This is a genomic window from Pseudoalteromonas byunsanensis (assembly GCF_001854475.1).
In the GTDB taxonomy this organism is placed as follows: Bacteria; Pseudomonadota; Gammaproteobacteria; order Enterobacterales; family Alteromonadaceae; genus Pseudoalteromonas; species Pseudoalteromonas byunsanensis.
In genome coordinates this window covers 277-15,236 of sequence record NZ_MNAN01000008.1, presented here as the reverse complement: position 1 = coordinate 15,236, position 14,960 = coordinate 277, and the positions used below count along the sequence as shown (strand labels likewise).

The 14,960-nt window shown below is 42.2% G+C and carries 12 protein-coding genes; 9 read left to right on the top strand and 3 right to left on the bottom strand.

What is annotated here, in order from left to right:
• Positions 1-281: 281 nt before the first annotated feature.
• Complete coding sequence (locus tag BIW53_RS00740) at positions 282-2,666, bottom strand: DNA polymerase II (protein WP_245699322.1); 2,385 nt, start codon at positions 2,664-2,666, stop codon at positions 282-284.
• Between the two features lie 24 nt (positions 2,667-2,690).
• Here BIW53_RS00740 and dinG point away from each other — a divergent pair, with 24 nt between their 5' ends.
• The 9 genes from dinG (at position 2,691) to BIW53_RS00700 (ending at position 12,927) form a co-directional block, all read left to right on the top strand.
• Positions 2,691-4,763 carry an ATP-dependent DNA helicase DinG gene (dinG, locus tag BIW53_RS00735; RefSeq protein ID WP_070989691.1) on the top strand — a complete coding sequence of 691 codons (2,073 nt, stop codon included), beginning with the start codon at positions 2,691-2,693 and terminating at the stop codon, positions 4,761-4,763.
• Entirely contained in the window at positions 4,764-5,543 is a 780-nt protein-coding gene (locus tag BIW53_RS00730; RefSeq protein ID WP_070989689.1) for a TSUP family transporter, read from the top strand.
• Complete coding sequence (locus BIW53_RS00725; protein WP_070989688.1) at positions 5,537-6,139, top strand: primosomal replication protein; 603 nt, start codon at positions 5,537-5,539, stop codon at positions 6,137-6,139. Before BIW53_RS00730 ends, BIW53_RS00725 begins: the two co-directional genes overlap by 7 nt.
• Positions 6,139-7,041, top strand: coding sequence for a histone deacetylase family protein (locus BIW53_RS00720; RefSeq protein ID WP_070989685.1), 903 nt, complete (start codon positions 6,139-6,141; stop codon positions 7,039-7,041). Before BIW53_RS00725 ends, BIW53_RS00720 begins: the two co-directional genes overlap by 1 nt.
• A 34-nt stretch (positions 7,042-7,075) precedes the next feature.
• Positions 7,076-7,348 carry a late competence development ComFB family protein gene (locus BIW53_RS00715; RefSeq protein ID WP_070989682.1) on the top strand — a complete coding sequence of 91 codons (273 nt, stop codon included), beginning with the start codon at positions 7,076-7,078 and terminating at the stop codon, positions 7,346-7,348.
• Positions 7,345-7,506 (top strand): pleiotropic regulatory protein RsmS, encoded by a 162-nt coding sequence (gene rsmS / locus BIW53_RS20460; RefSeq protein ID WP_084228022.1) that lies wholly within the window; start codon positions 7,345-7,347, stop codon positions 7,504-7,506. Before BIW53_RS00715 ends, rsmS begins: the two co-directional genes overlap by 4 nt.
• 84 nt (positions 7,507-7,590) lie before the next feature.
• Entirely contained in the window at positions 7,591-8,382 is a 792-nt protein-coding gene (locus tag BIW53_RS00710; protein ID WP_070989680.1) for an NPP1 family protein, read from the top strand.
• A 293-nt stretch (positions 8,383-8,675) separates the two neighbouring features.
• Complete coding sequence (locus tag BIW53_RS00705) at positions 8,676-11,798, top strand: efflux RND transporter permease subunit (protein WP_070989678.1); 3,123 nt, start codon at positions 8,676-8,678, stop codon at positions 11,796-11,798.
• 10 nt (positions 11,799-11,808) lie between these two features.
• Complete coding sequence (locus BIW53_RS00700; protein ID WP_070989676.1) at positions 11,809-12,927, top strand: efflux RND transporter periplasmic adaptor subunit; 1,119 nt, start codon at positions 11,809-11,811, stop codon at positions 12,925-12,927.
• A gap of 84 nt (positions 12,928-13,011) precedes the next feature.
• Here the strand turns inward: BIW53_RS00700 and BIW53_RS00695 are convergent, their stop codons facing one another.
• Positions 13,012-13,581: a hypothetical protein gene (locus BIW53_RS00695; protein WP_070989674.1), complete on the bottom strand. Its 570-nt coding sequence runs from the start codon at positions 13,579-13,581 to the stop codon at positions 13,012-13,014.
• Between the two features lie 33 nt (positions 13,582-13,614).
• Complete coding sequence (locus tag BIW53_RS21165) at positions 13,615-13,746, bottom strand: hypothetical protein (RefSeq protein WP_281179843.1); 132 nt, start codon at positions 13,744-13,746, stop codon at positions 13,615-13,617.
• Between the last annotated feature and the right edge of the window lie 1,214 nt (positions 13,747-14,960).

Sequence of the window (14,960 nt, the reverse complement as noted above, 5' to 3'; positions counted from 1 at the left end):
GTTCGCAGAAAACGCAGCCGTAGAAGCAGCGCCAAACGCGATTGCTAAGCGAACCGCTTTTGAAACTTTACTATTTAACATTTGTATCTCCCTGGACTACTTGTTAGTAGCTTGTAATTTTTTATGGGCTTTGCCCTTATGGGAAGTTGCACTCATGCAACATTCACCATGAATATTAAACAAGCATTGACGTTAGCGTCAACCGCAAATTATTTAATTTTTATAAATTCCCACAATCAGGTACAACATAAGTTAAACAAATATTAAACATATATTTGATCTCAAAAAGAAAAAAAGCGCTGTTCTGTTAACTGAAAAAGAACATTTTCGTAATCAGGTATCATCATCAAAATAGGGTAAATCTGTTTTTCTATGTAGTGCTCATAGTCTATCTTACTGTCGTCGAGGTGCATAACAGGCCCTTTATTGGTCATGTAATAGCTGATAATGCTACCTTTAGATAAATTTCGACTCTGATTATTCAACACAGAAAGTCGAGCGGCCTTGACATGAGGTGGCACAGTTTTCGTGTAGTCTTCCAGAGGTTGACCCAGGCGTTTCGAATAACGCAACAAGCTATCAACTTCACCAGCACGTATTGCATCTATGTACCTTTTCGTTATACGCAATACACAATCCCCATCAAACAATGCTCGAATAATATCTTGCTGATATTTTTTTGCTATTTCGGTCCAGTCACTTCGAACACTTTCCATTCCTTTGAAAACCAGCGTTGGTTCGCCGTTTACATACACTTCACCGACATAACGTTTTTTAGAACCAACCGCTTGCCCCCTAATCGTAGGCATAAAAAAGGTGTGATACAGTGTCTCAAACTCAATTTCTAGATAACTGCATAAATTAAAGGTAGAGCAGCATTCTTGCTCCCAATACTTATTCACCGCACCCACCAAAGCTATCGCTTCGGCTTCGCATTTATCAGCCTCCCACTCATCCGGTAACTTTACAAATGTAGAATCTGTATCGCCATAGATTACCTCTAAGCCTTGCTTCTCGATCAGCTCTCGCGTAGTCTGCATAATCTCGTGGCCCCTCAAAGTGATTGAGCTCGCTAGACGTGGGTCATAAAAACGACACCCTTTAGAGCCTAAGACGCCATAGAGGCTATTCATAATGATTTTGATTGCTTGAGAAAGCATATCGTCGCGCGCGTGCTTTGCACTTTGCCGAGCCTCAGACAACTCCGCTACTAAGGTTGGTAGATGATGTAGGGTTCTAGAAAAAGCTCCGTTATGAAACCCTGGCACCGCATCTTGCGGCACTTTCAGGCCTTCTATTAAGCCCATAGGGTCAATACGAAATGTTCGAATAATTGACGGATAAAGGCTCTTAAAGTCTAATACCGCCACATTTTTATACAGCCCAGGTTTTGAATCCATCACGTATCCACCAGGACTTTCAAAATTAAGGCCATGCTCTCCTAAGTTTGGGGCTACATAACCGCTACGGTGCAGCAAAGGTAAGTATAAGTTAGTAAATGCCGCGACAGATCCCCCCATTCGTTCAAGCTCAAGTCCGGTTAACTGACTTCTCACTATTGCAAATTCAAGCAGCTTCAATTTAGTAAAGATCGCCAATACTAATTCACAGTCCTTGATATTATAAGCAGCGAGACTTAGTTTATCTTCGTTAAACTGGCGAATGATCTCTTCTAATCTATCATCTTGTTCAATGAGCTTTTTCTCGCCCAAGACTTTTTCTGCTACGTTTGATAAACGAAAACTGTCAAAGTGATAAGTAGCATTTTTTAACGTATCGATACCATCTATTACCACACGCCCCGAGAGCATCACTCTAACGTAATTCCCTTTATAAACATCAATTGGCTGAGAATCTTTCCCCAGAATAAGCTCAATACCTAACATCTGCGCACGCTCTGCAAGCACCACAAAGTCAAACTCGATCACGTTCCAGCCAATGATCACATCAGGGTCTAGCCTTTTTACTTTATCCATTAGTGCAAATAGCAAAGCAGACTCATCCGGCACCCAATGAATAAATTCCGGTATATCATTATCAGCAGGTGGATCGCCTATCATAATGACACTGCGGTAATCCTCACAGGCCAATCCAATAGAAAACAAAACACCATCACCATTACATTCAATATCTAATGAAAGCGCAGAAAAGACGGGGCGATAACTACGGTGTGCTTTTAGCTTAGCTTCAGTTATCTCAATATAACCCTCTTTCATTACTGCGTTACCCTGTATCCAGACACCGCCACGGATAAAGCGCTCCATCAAAAAGCGATCGCAGTGCCGAATATCTTCTTCATACATATTCACGATGTTATTCAACGTTTGTTTTGCCTGGTGATAAGAGCGTGTATTTTGACAGTAACAGGCAACCATCTCCTCCTGATCGAAGTGTTTCAAGCCGACATTCTTAAACTGTACTTCTAGATTTTCTTGTTCAAGCAAACTCTGTGCTTGCTGTTGGTCGCTGTATCGTATAAAAAACACAGGCTGTTCATTATCGACATACGCCTTGATTGTTCCTTGGTCCGTTTTAAGCCAATAGCACAACTGTAGCCGCCCGTGGTGATTGATCTGCTGCCGTGATAATATGAAGCCTGCATAGACTGCTTGTGCCAAATCCGTTCCCCATCTAAAATAGCCCTTTGACACTGTAATTATATACATATAAATCCAAGTTAGGCGATTCACATGCTTTCAGACGCTCTCAAAAAGACCATTCGGCATACTCATCAAAATATAGCCGACCGCCTAGATGGATATCGTCAGCGTAGTAGCCAAAATTACTTGGTCGCTGAAATTGCGAAAACGTTGGCGGGGGAATATCACAAAACGCAACGTATTTGTGTGATTGAGGCAGGAACGGGAACTGGAAAATCACTTGCCTATTGCTTAAGTGCGTTACCAACTGCGCTAGCTAAAAAGAAAAAGCTTGTCATTTCAACCGCTACCGTCGCATTGCAAGAACAGTTAATAAATAAAGAACTGCCCTTTTTTAAGGAGCATTGTGGGTTTGATTTCAAGTTTGATTTAGTCAAAGGGCGCCAGCGCTATATTTGTGTGCAAAAGCTTAACGCCGCACTCAATGAAGACAGTATGCAACTATCTATTATGCCAACTTTATCTTCTCCACTATCAGACATGGAACAAAAGTGTCTAAAAGATTTACACAGCGCATATCAAGGCAAGCGTTGGCAAGGTGATAGAGATAGTTGGGCCGACACCATACCGGATAGAGTCTGGAACCTAATAGCCTGTGATAAACATGCTTGTCAGCGACAGATGAAATCACATCACCTATGCCCGTTTCATATGGCACGTCAAAAAATGGCACAAATGGACGTATTGGTAATTAACCATGCGCTGTTGCTTGCTGATCTGGAACTTGGTGGAGGGAAAATTTTACCCGAGCCAGACGACACTTTTTATGTGATTGACGAGGCTCATCACTTACCTCATATCACCAGAGATTTTTCCTCTGCTGCTGCAACCATCAAAGGAACCATCGACTGGCTCGAAAAGTTATTAAAGTTTAGTGGCAAAATGGCAGCGACCATTGTCTCGCAAAAAGCCATAGGTCAAAACTTTAAACTCAATGATGCCGCCAATGATGCAAGCAAAGATCTCAAAGCTGTGAGAGATATTCTTGATTCCGCAGACTTTAATTACAATCAAGAGGATACCTATCGTTTTGAACATGGGTTAGTGCCAGACTCTCTTATTTCTAAAGCTAAAGACATCAGCGATGCAACACAAGATGTACTTCGAGCGCTAAACAAAATGCACGACGCACTCACTTTAGACGTTAGCGATGGTGATGTTAAACCCTTTTTGGCCGATCCACTACTTGGAGAAAGTGGACAATATATTAATCGTTTAGAACAGCTTCACAAGCTGTGGTATAGCTATGCTTGCAAGGGAGAAAATACACCACATGCACGTTGGATTAAACGTTTAGAGTATAAGCACCACCATGATCATCTATTATGCGACTGCCCAATCGAAGTGGGCTACTATCTCAAAGATAAACTATGGAGAGAGTGCGCTGGGGCAGTACTTTGCTCCGCAACCTTGAGCGCACTTGGTACTTTTGATCATTTCGCAAAAGAAAGTGGTTTAAGTAATGAACCCGGTGTCAAATTTATCAAGGCTAACTCTCCTTTTGATTATCCGGCTCAGGCAACGTTGCATTTACCTAAGGCTGAAGTAGAACCAACAGACAAAACCTTTAGTGATTACCTAGCAAAATCACTGCCGCAATACCTGCAACGCGATAAAGCTAACCTAGTGTTATTCGCATCTTATTGGCAAATGGACCACGTGGTAAAATTATTACGCAAAGAACGATGGCAAATTTTGGTACAAGGTGAGCAATCCAGAGAAAGTTTATTACAAACTCACAAAGACAATATTGATCAAGGTAAAGGCAGTGTCTTATTCGGTACTCAGAGCCTATCAGAAGGTCTTGATCTACCTGGCGTATATCTAGAGAATCTCATAATTACGAAAATTCCATTTGCAGTTCCCACTTCGCCAATTGAAGAAGCACAGGCAGAGTTCGTGCAAAGCAAAGGAGGAAATCCATTTTTATCGATAACCGTTCCCGATGCTGCAAAGAAATTAGTGCAAAGCTGTGGTAGACTGCTGCGTAAAGAATCAGATCATGGCCGTATTACCATATTAGATAGGCGCTTAGTAACTAAACGTTACGGTAAAGCCATGTTAGATACGCTGCCTCCATTTAAAAGACAAATAGATTATTAAATGTTTGAACTTGCGCTCGATCCAATGACCTGGGGACTGCTTTGTGTAGTTGCTTTAGCCGCTGGCTTTATTGATGCCATTGCCGGTGGTGGGGGTATGCTTACTGTACCCGCCTTATTGACGGCAGGCCTGCCGCCACACGTTACCTTAGGCACCAATAAACTCGCTGCAAGTTTTGGCTCAATTACTGCCAGCCTAACCTACTACCGCCAGCAATTGTTTAACCCCCGGTTTTGGGCCGCTTCCATCTTCGCCACCGCGATTGGTGCCGTGCTTGGAACACTTTTAGTGGATTTTCTCAGCACTGAGTTTTTAAACAAATTACTGCCCGTAGTGATTATTCTAGTCGCGTGTTATAGCTTGTTTGGTAAACTAAGCCCAACGGAATCTCATACACTACCACCTATTACACAAGCCCTAAAAATCAAACAGTGGATACAGGGGCTCTGCTTGGGTTTCTTTGATGGTATGGCAGGCCCTGGTGCAGGCACATTTTGGACCGCCTCCAACAGCATACTTTATAAAATGAGCCTGCTGCTAAACTGTGGTTTAGCCCGCTCAATGAACTTTGTTTCCAACTTCATTTCTTTGATTACTTTTGTCGCACTAGGTCATGTAAACTTTCTATTAGGTATTTCAATGGGCGTGTTTTTAATGCTTGGCGCGTGGATTGGCGCACATTCGGCTATTAAATTTGGCAACAAGCTGATAAAACCTTTGTTCAACACTATTGTTATAATACTCGCCGGGAAATTAGTCATTGAGGCATATCTATCGTGAGTAACGCGCTTGATAAATTACATCAGCAACTGGCCAGATTAGGTGAGCAGGCCCAACAGTTTGATAATGCAAAGTGGTTTGATAAAAATCGCTATATTCAAGCACAACCTAGCTTATTCGATCGTACTGTGTTTGCAACTAAGAGCCTGTTACTATGTGACTATGTAGATGAAATTAAAGCCGAAGTTAAATATCTACCGCCGATGGAAAAGCGCCATGCTTACAGTTTTGCTGTACAACGTATCGCAACACAAATTGAAGCTATCATAAAAGTTCTCAAGTCGACCCCAGTGTGGGCCAAAGAGAACAAAAACAATTTCAGTAAAAAAAGTAAAGTTTATCGTAAAGCCGTGCAAAAGATCATGCAAAGCTCCCATGAGCTCTATCAGGAGTTGTCTCAAAATTATGAATTTGAGCGTCGGCTGCAAGAAATGATAGAGATGCGCAGAGAAAAGCTAGATAAAGCAAACACAGATGAAGCTCAAAAAATAAACCAAGAGATACTCGCACTTCACGCGAGGCTCGGGCGGTGTAGAAAAGCCATTTCAGAAACAGAAGTTAAAATCCAGCAAGTTGAAAAACAACAAAATCGCTAATGTTATTTTATCATCCTTCCTACTCTGCCTTGTCACTTCCACCTAGACATCGTTTCCCGATAAGCAAATACGCGATGTTAAAAAACCAACTATCTGATCTGTCATTACATAGTAAGCTTGTATCTCCCAACAAAGCCCCGCTTGAATCCCTATTCCTATGTCATGATCGGGACTACGTCTTGAACTTTATTAACGGAACATTATCTCAAAACGCAATCAAAAAGATGGGGTTCCCATGGTCAAAAAAACTTGTTGAACGTACTTTATTCTCTGTAGGGGCAAGCATTGCCGCTGCTAAATACGCATTAGAAAATGGTATTGCAGCTAACTTAAGTGGAGGTTATCACCATGCCCACAAAGACTTTGCCGCCGGGTTTTGCATCATTAATGACTTTGCTGTGGCCGCTTGCCATATAATAGAATTAGAGCTGGCTGAAACTATAGTTATTTTCGATTGTGATGTACACCAAGGTGATGGCACTGCCAGTATACTTTCTGAGCGCTCAGACATCGTCACATGTTCTATTCACTGTGAAAAAAACTTTCCGCGAATAAAAGCCCAGTCTGATTATGACTTTCCACTTTCGACCAATACTGACGATGATACGTATTTGGATACGGTTCACCAAGCATTATCATTAGTATGTCGTCTGCATAAGCCTGATCTGATACTATATAACGCCGGTGCCGATATACATAAGCGAGATGAACTCGGATTATTTAACATTAGCCTCGGTGGCGTATTAGCGCGTGATAAACTTGTATTGGAGTACTGTCGAGCGCACGATATTCCGATCGCAGCAGCAATGGGAGGAGGCTACCAAAAAAATATAGCCCAACTCGTTGATGTACATAAGCAGTTTTTTATTGCCCTACTCGCTAACCCAGCTATTATGATATAGATATTAGTTAGTAATAAAGCCGCAGGTAAGCAAAATGAAGCTACATGATGATGTACATAACTATTACGAAAAAATAGTATTAGACAAAATTGTTGAGCATAACTTACACGACAAATACAGCGAAGATGTCATGGCTGACTTCTGCTGCACTGTGCTCAATCAGTTACCCGCTCGTTACATTCGAAATGATGTTGATATGGCGTTTTATTTACCGCAACGTGAACGCATAATTATGGAACAACAAGTCGACAAAGCAATCAAGTTCGCTAGTGAGCAAGTCGCAAAAAAGAAAACAACACCTCAATGAATAATCCACTAGAAACCGCACCAAACCACGTAAAACTGGCTGTTGACCTTATCATGTTACTTGAGCAAAACGAACTTGAGCCAGAAGAGGTTTTGGCAGCCTTGAAAATAGTAGAAAGCGACTTTAGGAACAAACTCTCAACTCACGACAAAGAATAAAGACACTAAACTTAACAAAATAAAAGCATTTATGTAACATGTAAAACTTATCCTAAATTTTTATTTTTACGATGAGTTATCATTATGACAAAAACAGTAAGACTCTTCACATGTGCATTGCTCACCACCCCTTCTTTTGGTAACAACGCTTTTGCTAATGACTTTACAGCTTTAGATACCGCGCTACCGCCAAGCTATATTATCAACGGTACAGAGCCCGTATTTGACTTTGATGGTGACGGTTGCTTGCCTAGTGCTGGTATAAGTCGAACTGGGCAAAAAAATGCTGGGCTCAAAACATCAGGAACTTTAGGCGGTGATTGCCGTGACAGCCAATTTTTGAGAACTTCCAATACCGTACACAGGTACGCCTGTCACACTAACGCTCAAGGACAGTACTGCGCGCATTTTTACGCATTATATTTCAAAAAAGACCAAGTATTTAATTACTTCGGAGGCGGACACCGCCATGACTGGGAGTATGCAGCTGTATGGACTCATGATGGCATTGTCACTCATGGCAGTTACAGCGCACACGGAGACCTGTATACCAAGTCAGCCAGTGAACTACCTTTTGAAAATAGTCACTTAAAAATCGTTTACCATAAAGATGGTTTATTAACCCATGCGTTACGATTTGCGAAATATCAAGAAATCGCAGAGAATGGCTATAATCGCTTTGTAACACCCAATATTATCAGCTGGTATGAAATGCAAGGCGATGGGATCAACAACCAGTCATTAAGAGCTAAACTCAACGAATATGATTATGGCTCAGCGACACTCCCCGTAAAAGACAGCCGATTTCTATACAATATTAATCGCTTCAAACCAGCCCATTACCCGAAATTTGAACTGGTAGATACACAACCATAAGGCTCTTTGAGGGGCGTAAGTTAAAACACGCCTCTGCGTACCTTTATTATTATTTTCAGCATATCTATTCTTTTTTGTATCTATACTCAATAGCAGCCATTTGTATATGTAAATTAGGTGTCTAAAAGTATTTCAGATTATCTAATTTCGTTACAAATTATTGCAACCTAGTTATTTACCTTAAAATATTGGCTGTTAGTCGCTATGTCCCACATAGAGCGGAAATTAGTCGCTAGCGCATCATCTGCTTTTACTAGATACTGATCGAGTAAAGAAAAAGATTGGATGTTGTTATGAATTTAACACGTAGTTCGCTTAAAAACCCTGCAAGTGTATTGGTGATATTAGTACTGATCATGCTATTTGGCTTAATCAGTATTTTTAAGTTGCCGATCCAATTAACACCAGATATTGAGGAACCTCAGATCACTATTTATTCGGGGTGGCGTCAAGCTGCGCCAGAAGAAATCGAGTCCATGATCATCGAACCTATTGAAAATGCGGTGAAGAACACGCCCGGCGCACTTGAAGTCAATACACAGATTAATCAGGGGAATGGTACTATCACGCTCACTTTTGCAGTGGGTGCAGATATGCAACAAGCGATGCTTGATGTACTGACAAGCCTCAATCAAGCCCCTCCCTTACCTCTAGATGCCACAGATCCGATAGTCACATCCGGTGGCGGAGGCGGTCCAGGCTCCGGAGGCCCCACCGCTGCCACCTTGCTCGTTTTACCTCTGAGTTATGAAAGCGATAACTTTGACATGGCGATATACCAAAAACAAATTGAGGACTTTATCGAACCTCGACTTGCACGCATACCAGGCGTATCTCATGTTAACTTAAGTAGTCAAAGGCAAAGAGAGTTAAGGGTTACATTTGATCCATATAAAGCCGCTTCATTTGGGATCAGTCTGGATCAAATTCGCCGTACAATATCATCCTCCACTGATGTTTCAGGTGGTATAGCAGATGTAGGGAGACGTCAATACACGGTAAGATTTACTGGCAAGTATGATGTTGATAGCTTATCGAGCATGAGAGTCGGTTATTCTGGCGATAGACCTATCTACCTAGGTGACATTGCCAGTGTAGAAGATACCGTTACAGATAGGCGCTCAATGACACTTAGAAATGGCACTCCGGCTTATTACATAACTATATCTCGAAGTAACGAGTCGAATACTGTTGCTGTACTCGATGGTATTAATCAGGCTATCAACGAATTAAACTCTGGTGTTCTAAAAGAAGCAGGGCTGTCTATTGAGCTTAGCTATGATGCGTCGGTTCACATTCGTAATGCTCTACAACTGGTAAAAAGCAATCTTGGTTTAGGCGTACTAATGGCATGTGGTATTTTGTGGCTATTTTTTAGAGGGATCAGAGCAACATTAGTCATCGCGGCAACTATCCCAGTCTCTTTAATGATGGCATTTCTTGCGTTGAACTTGTTTGAACGCAGCCTCAATGTTGTATCTCTTGCCGGTCTAGCATTCGCTGTAGGCTTAGTATTGGATGCAGCAATAATAGTTCAGGAGAATATAGCAAGACTAAAGAGTGAAGGCATGGAGAACGTTAAAGCCTCACTTAGAGGGGCAACACAAGTTGCGGGCGCGCTATTTGCCTCAACTGCGACTAGCGTTGCCATATTCCTACCTATCATGTTTATGGCTGGTATCGAAGGGCAATTGTTTTCTGACCTAGCACTAACGCTTTCAATAGCAGTTATTGCTTCGCTCGTCTGTGCATTAACTATCATCCCGATAGCCAATAAATATATACCAGAGAAAGAGCTGAAGGTTGACCCTTACTTAGATTACTGGAAAAAGCTCACTAAATGGATTATGACCCTAACCAACAACCGTAAAAAACAGCTTGCTTGGATAACGACTTTACTTGGTGGCTCTGTGATAATCACATTTACCTTACTACCACAGACTGACTTTATGCCAAGAGCTCCCACGGATGGCTTCTTTTATAGTTTAAATACACCACCGGGCGGCAATATTGGTTTTATGGAAGAAGAAATAGCTAGGCGCGTAAAAGAGCGAGTCATGCCCTATTATGAAGGCGAAAAGATGCCAAAAATTAAAGATTTTAATTTTTATGTTTTTGGCTCTGATGCAGGAGGCTTCATCTATTCGCAAGACCCTCAGCGCGTAGAGGAGTTAATGGACGTTGCACGAAGAGAAATTTTCCATGATTTACCCGATACCCAAGTGTTTCTCTTTAGAGGCTCCATGATCCAAGTATCAAACGGTGGTGACGGCCGTGCTATTAACATTGATCTGACAGGCCCAAATATGGATGACCTGATCAGCGCTGCACAAGTCGCTTTAACCGCTGTCAAAGACGCCATCCCAAAAGCAACAGCTCAACCGCAACCAAGATTGGATATGGCTGAACCAGAACTTCGTTTGCACCCTGACGATAGGCGCATCACTCAAGCAGGTTTAACTAGAAATGACGTTGCACAAGCTGTTCAAGCATTTACCGGTGGCCTATTCGTAAACGAGTATTTTAACGGCAATGAGCGAATGAATGTGATCCTCAGAGCGAACACTTGGGATACACCAGAGCAGCTACAAGCGCTTCCAATCGTAACCCCCAACTCAGGTATTCAAACTCTTGGAGAACTCGCTTTGGTAGAACGTACGGTTGGTCCAACGCAGCTGCGTAGAGTCAACGGGAAGCGGACCGTATCCATTGTTGTAACTCCGCCAGCTGAAATGAGTTTGCAAGAAGCTCAAGCTCTTCTATCTGAAAAAGTTATGCCAAAGCTTAGGGCTTCCTTACCTGCAAATGCGAGCGCAATACTCGCAGGTAATGCTCAAAAAATGAACTCTGCAATCGAAGAAATGACTATCAACTTTATACTTGCGCTATTTATCTTGTTCCTTCTCATGACTGCACTGTTCAAATCTGCAAAAGATAGCCTATTAGTACTGCTAGTGATGCCATTAGCGATTGCCGGCGGAGTGCTTGCGCTATATATACTCAACTTATTCACCTTCCAGTCTTTAGATCTGCTCACCATGATAGGGTTTATTATCCTACTGGGATTAGTTGTCAATAATGCCATCTTATTAGTCGATCAAACTAGGGCGTCTGAACGCTCTGGATTATCAAGAGAGCATGCCGTACAACAAGCTGTTTTACTGCGTGCTCGCCCTGTTTACCTAAGCACACTTACGAGTTTATTTGGAATGCTGCCGCTGATGCTAATGCCAGGGGTTGGTTCTGAAATTTACCGCGGGTTGGCAACTGTCATTGTGGGCGGAATGGCCATAAGTGCTTTATTTACGCTATTACTTATGCCCAGTCTGCTGAAATTGGGAAAGCACAAAGCCCCCATTGACGGCAATAGTCTTACGGCCAATCAACCTAAACTCAATCTAGTTGCCAACCAATAGAGAAGTTATTATGTTGTTATCTAAGAAACATTTTCATTCATATAAAACTGTTGTCAGCGTGATGTTGCTTACATTCGCGGTTGCTGTTACGACACCCGCAAGCGCAAAGTCGCCAGTCTCTGTCGAGACAGTGTCTATGGCACCATTGAAGAGCTCATTACTTATACATGGTACATTATACGGCAAGCAGGATGTAACTCTCACGGCTGGAGTTGGAGGACTGCTTACATTCGTTGTAGAACCTGGAAGCATAGTTATCAAGGGTGACATACTAGCACGTATAGATACCTTACCATTAGAGCTAGAACAAGCTCGCCAGCAGGAAATGCTTAATAGAGCCCAGATAAACTTACAGTTTCACAAGCAGGAGCTGATGCGTTTAACACAGCTGGCCAAAACAAGTAGTGCTGCAGCAAGTCAGGTCGATAGAGTTAAGCAACAACATGATCTTGCACACTCAGATATCCAACTCGCAAAGATAGAGCTACGTCTAATTGCAGATAAGATTGAACGCTCAACACTCAAAGCGCCCTTCTCAGGGGTTATAAGTGAGCGTTTCAGTCATTCTGGGCAAGACGTTAATCGTGCTGATAAGCTGGTACGCTTAATTGATATTCACAACTTAGAGGCCAGACTCTATGTCCCAGTGAAATATCTCAGCAGTCTTGATAAAGGTTTAACATTACCGATAGCTGCAAGTAACTCAAATATTTCTAACCATGTAAATACCACTATTACCGCAATTATTCCAGCAACAGACCCTCGCTCACAATCTTTTGAAGTTAGAGCTACTTTACCAAAACAAACTGGGCAGCATTGGGCTGCAGGTCAATTAGTCGATGTATCCTTACCGCTAAGTTCAGGGAAATCTGAGTTACTAGTCAACCGAGATGCTTTAATCCTCAGAAAACAAGGGGTTCACGTGGTACGTATAAATAAAGATAACAAAGCAGAGCAAATCCCAGTCGAAGTAGGCAAAGGACAAGGTAAATATGTTTCGATTAAGCCTTTAGGAGAAAGCGTGTTAGAGGTGGGTGATTCTATTGCCGTACGTGGTGCTGAGCGCCTATCAACAGGCCAAGAAGTAGAAATACAAACATCTTCTACTGTTAATGCATCAGAACGATAAAAAGGTTACTAGCCCAATGAGTGAGGTTCACCTCGGTGAACCTCACTCATTTTTTTACTTTCACATTTATGAATTTTGTGAATTCTAATCGCCTGATTGGCGACTAGATGGTTTGAATTTAAAGGTTATGAACTGAAGCAATTTTTGCATAGGATAGGCGGCCATTAGTAAGCACATGAACACATTGGTCAACACCACTATTTGGGTATAAATAACTTTTAGAACATCCGTGCCAAATACCACTCGATCCACATATCGTGACATCAGTAGAATTACTAACATGCCAGATACGTAGAATCCATAAGTCGTTATTTTAGCAAAATTACACCGCTTAAAGTTATGCCATTGGATAACGGCAACCATGAACAAACCTTCATGAATACTAAAACCAATGTAAAATATCTGCCGAACAGCCTGAACGCCGACATCAAGAGTATATATTACATCTCTTATGACAATGGCTATCAGCTGGAATACCATTGAAGTAAATACAAAAACAAATAGCGAATGTTCGAACTGCTCTACACTGCCCGACTCTGGGCGGTTGAGTATCATTGCTCGTATAGAATCCTTACCAAATGCTCCAAGAACTATAAGCGTGAGAATTTTGATAACCGTCAACGTCAATTCTATGTGCACCAAAATGCCATTCATAGCAACAAAGCTCCTTTTCTACCCTCTGTTCCTCTACTTGATAACCTTGGTAGCAGTAGTAGTAACTGGTGGCTCATGACCCCCACCTGCTCCGCCGTTACCTCCAAAGACTTGTTTTAACAATGCTTTTGATAAAATTTTAAAACTTTTTTTATTAGTATTCATGCAATCTACACCTTTTATTTACATAGCACAATATAGGCCGAACAAATAAACATGCTCGATGACTAACGCATACCAACAACCTTCGAACAGTTTTTAAGTACATCTATAAATCTAGCTACTGATTTCAGAAACGCAACGGGCCACATCTGTGTCTACTGCATTATTGACCGCTATACAATTCCTTTATCGCCATATGAATATATTCATATTTAGCTTAATTTAAATCGCATACCAATTGCAACTATTGAAATGCTCTATTGCGAGAATGCTGGCTTTACATATAACTAATGAGTAAGATCTATTTTGTATACTCGAACAATCCTACACTCCATTGGCGCCTTTGTAAGGCCTTTAGAATTTAAGTGTCTAAATACAATGCAAAGGGTTAACGACAGCGAACTTCGCCGTTTTCGCACAATTGACTATAGAGTTTTCGTACATTGGATCAAATCACACGCGCGCGGCATCAGTGCAGTGAGCAGGTTTAGCTACTGCTGAGGGACTCACCTCAAAAAGAACCTCACCCTTATCAAACATCGGATGGCGCTACGCTTATCACGACCTACAACGCCAAAACGCAAAAAGCCCATCCGATTGGATGAGCTTTTTACTTAATAGGAGCTTGGTGCGCTACGCAGTAGGATGTTCTACTCCGTAGTGGCTACTCCGTAGTGGCTACTTTCACATGGCAAATGCCACACTATCATCGACCGGGGCCGGCCCTTCGGCTACAGTGCAAAGGGTTAACGACTGCGAACGAAGTGAGGGCGTTTCCTTTGCGCAAGGTGAAGTGAGCCAGTTGAGCTACCGCTGAGGGACTCTCTTAAACGTCGGATGGCGCTACGCTTATCACGACCTACAACCCCAAAACGCAAAAAGCCCATCCGATTGGATGGGCTTTTTACTTAATTTGGAGCTTGGTGCGCTACGCAGTAGGATGTTCTACTCCGTAGCGGCTACTTTCACATGGCAAATGCCACACTATCATCGACCGGGGCCGGCCCTTCGGCTACAGTGCAAAGGATTAACGACTGCGAACGAAGTGAGGGCGTTTCCTTTGCGCAAGGTGAATATCGTGCAAAAGGTTAGCGACATGAGCGAAACGAACACGCTCTTTTTGCGCAAGGTGAATTATCGTGCAAAAGGTTAGCGACATGAGCGAAGCGAACACGCTCTTTTTGCGCAAGGTGAATATAGTGCAAAGGGTTAACGAC

What these genes read in the sequence shown, in the direction of transcription:
- rsmS (WP_084228022.1), top strand. Translation starts at nt 7,345, where the DNA reads ATGAATAATCCACTAGAAACCGCACCAAACCACGTAAAACTGGCTGTT.
- BIW53_RS21165 (WP_281179843.1), bottom strand. Translation starts at nt 13,746, where the DNA reads ATGAATACTAATAAAAAAAGTTTTAAAATTTTATCAAAAGCATTGTTA.
- BIW53_RS00730 (WP_070989689.1), top strand. Translation starts at nt 4,764, where the DNA reads ATGTTTGAACTTGCGCTCGATCCAATGACCTGGGGACTGCTTTGTGTA.
- BIW53_RS00705 (WP_070989678.1), top strand. Translation starts at nt 8,676, where the DNA reads ATGAATTTAACACGTAGTTCGCTTAAAAACCCTGCAAGTGTATTGGTG.
- BIW53_RS00710 (WP_070989680.1), top strand. Translation starts at nt 7,591, where the DNA reads ATGACAAAAACAGTAAGACTCTTCACATGTGCATTGCTCACCACCCCT.
- BIW53_RS00695 (WP_070989674.1), bottom strand. Translation starts at nt 13,581, where the DNA reads ATGAATGGCATTTTGGTGCACATAGAATTGACGTTGACGGTTATCAAA.
- dinG (WP_070989691.1), top strand. Translation starts at nt 2,691, where the DNA reads ATGCTTTCAGACGCTCTCAAAAAGACCATTCGGCATACTCATCAAAAT.
- BIW53_RS00720 (WP_070989685.1), top strand. Translation starts at nt 6,139, where the DNA reads ATGTTATTTTATCATCCTTCCTACTCTGCCTTGTCACTTCCACCTAGA.
- BIW53_RS00740 (WP_245699322.1), bottom strand. Translation starts at nt 2,666, where the DNA reads ATGTATATAATTACAGTGTCAAAGGGCTATTTTAGATGGGGAACGGAT.
- BIW53_RS00715 (WP_070989682.1), top strand. Translation starts at nt 7,076, where the DNA reads ATGAAGCTACATGATGATGTACATAACTATTACGAAAAAATAGTATTA.
- BIW53_RS00700 (WP_070989676.1), top strand. Translation starts at nt 11,809, where the DNA reads ATGTTGTTATCTAAGAAACATTTTCATTCATATAAAACTGTTGTCAGC.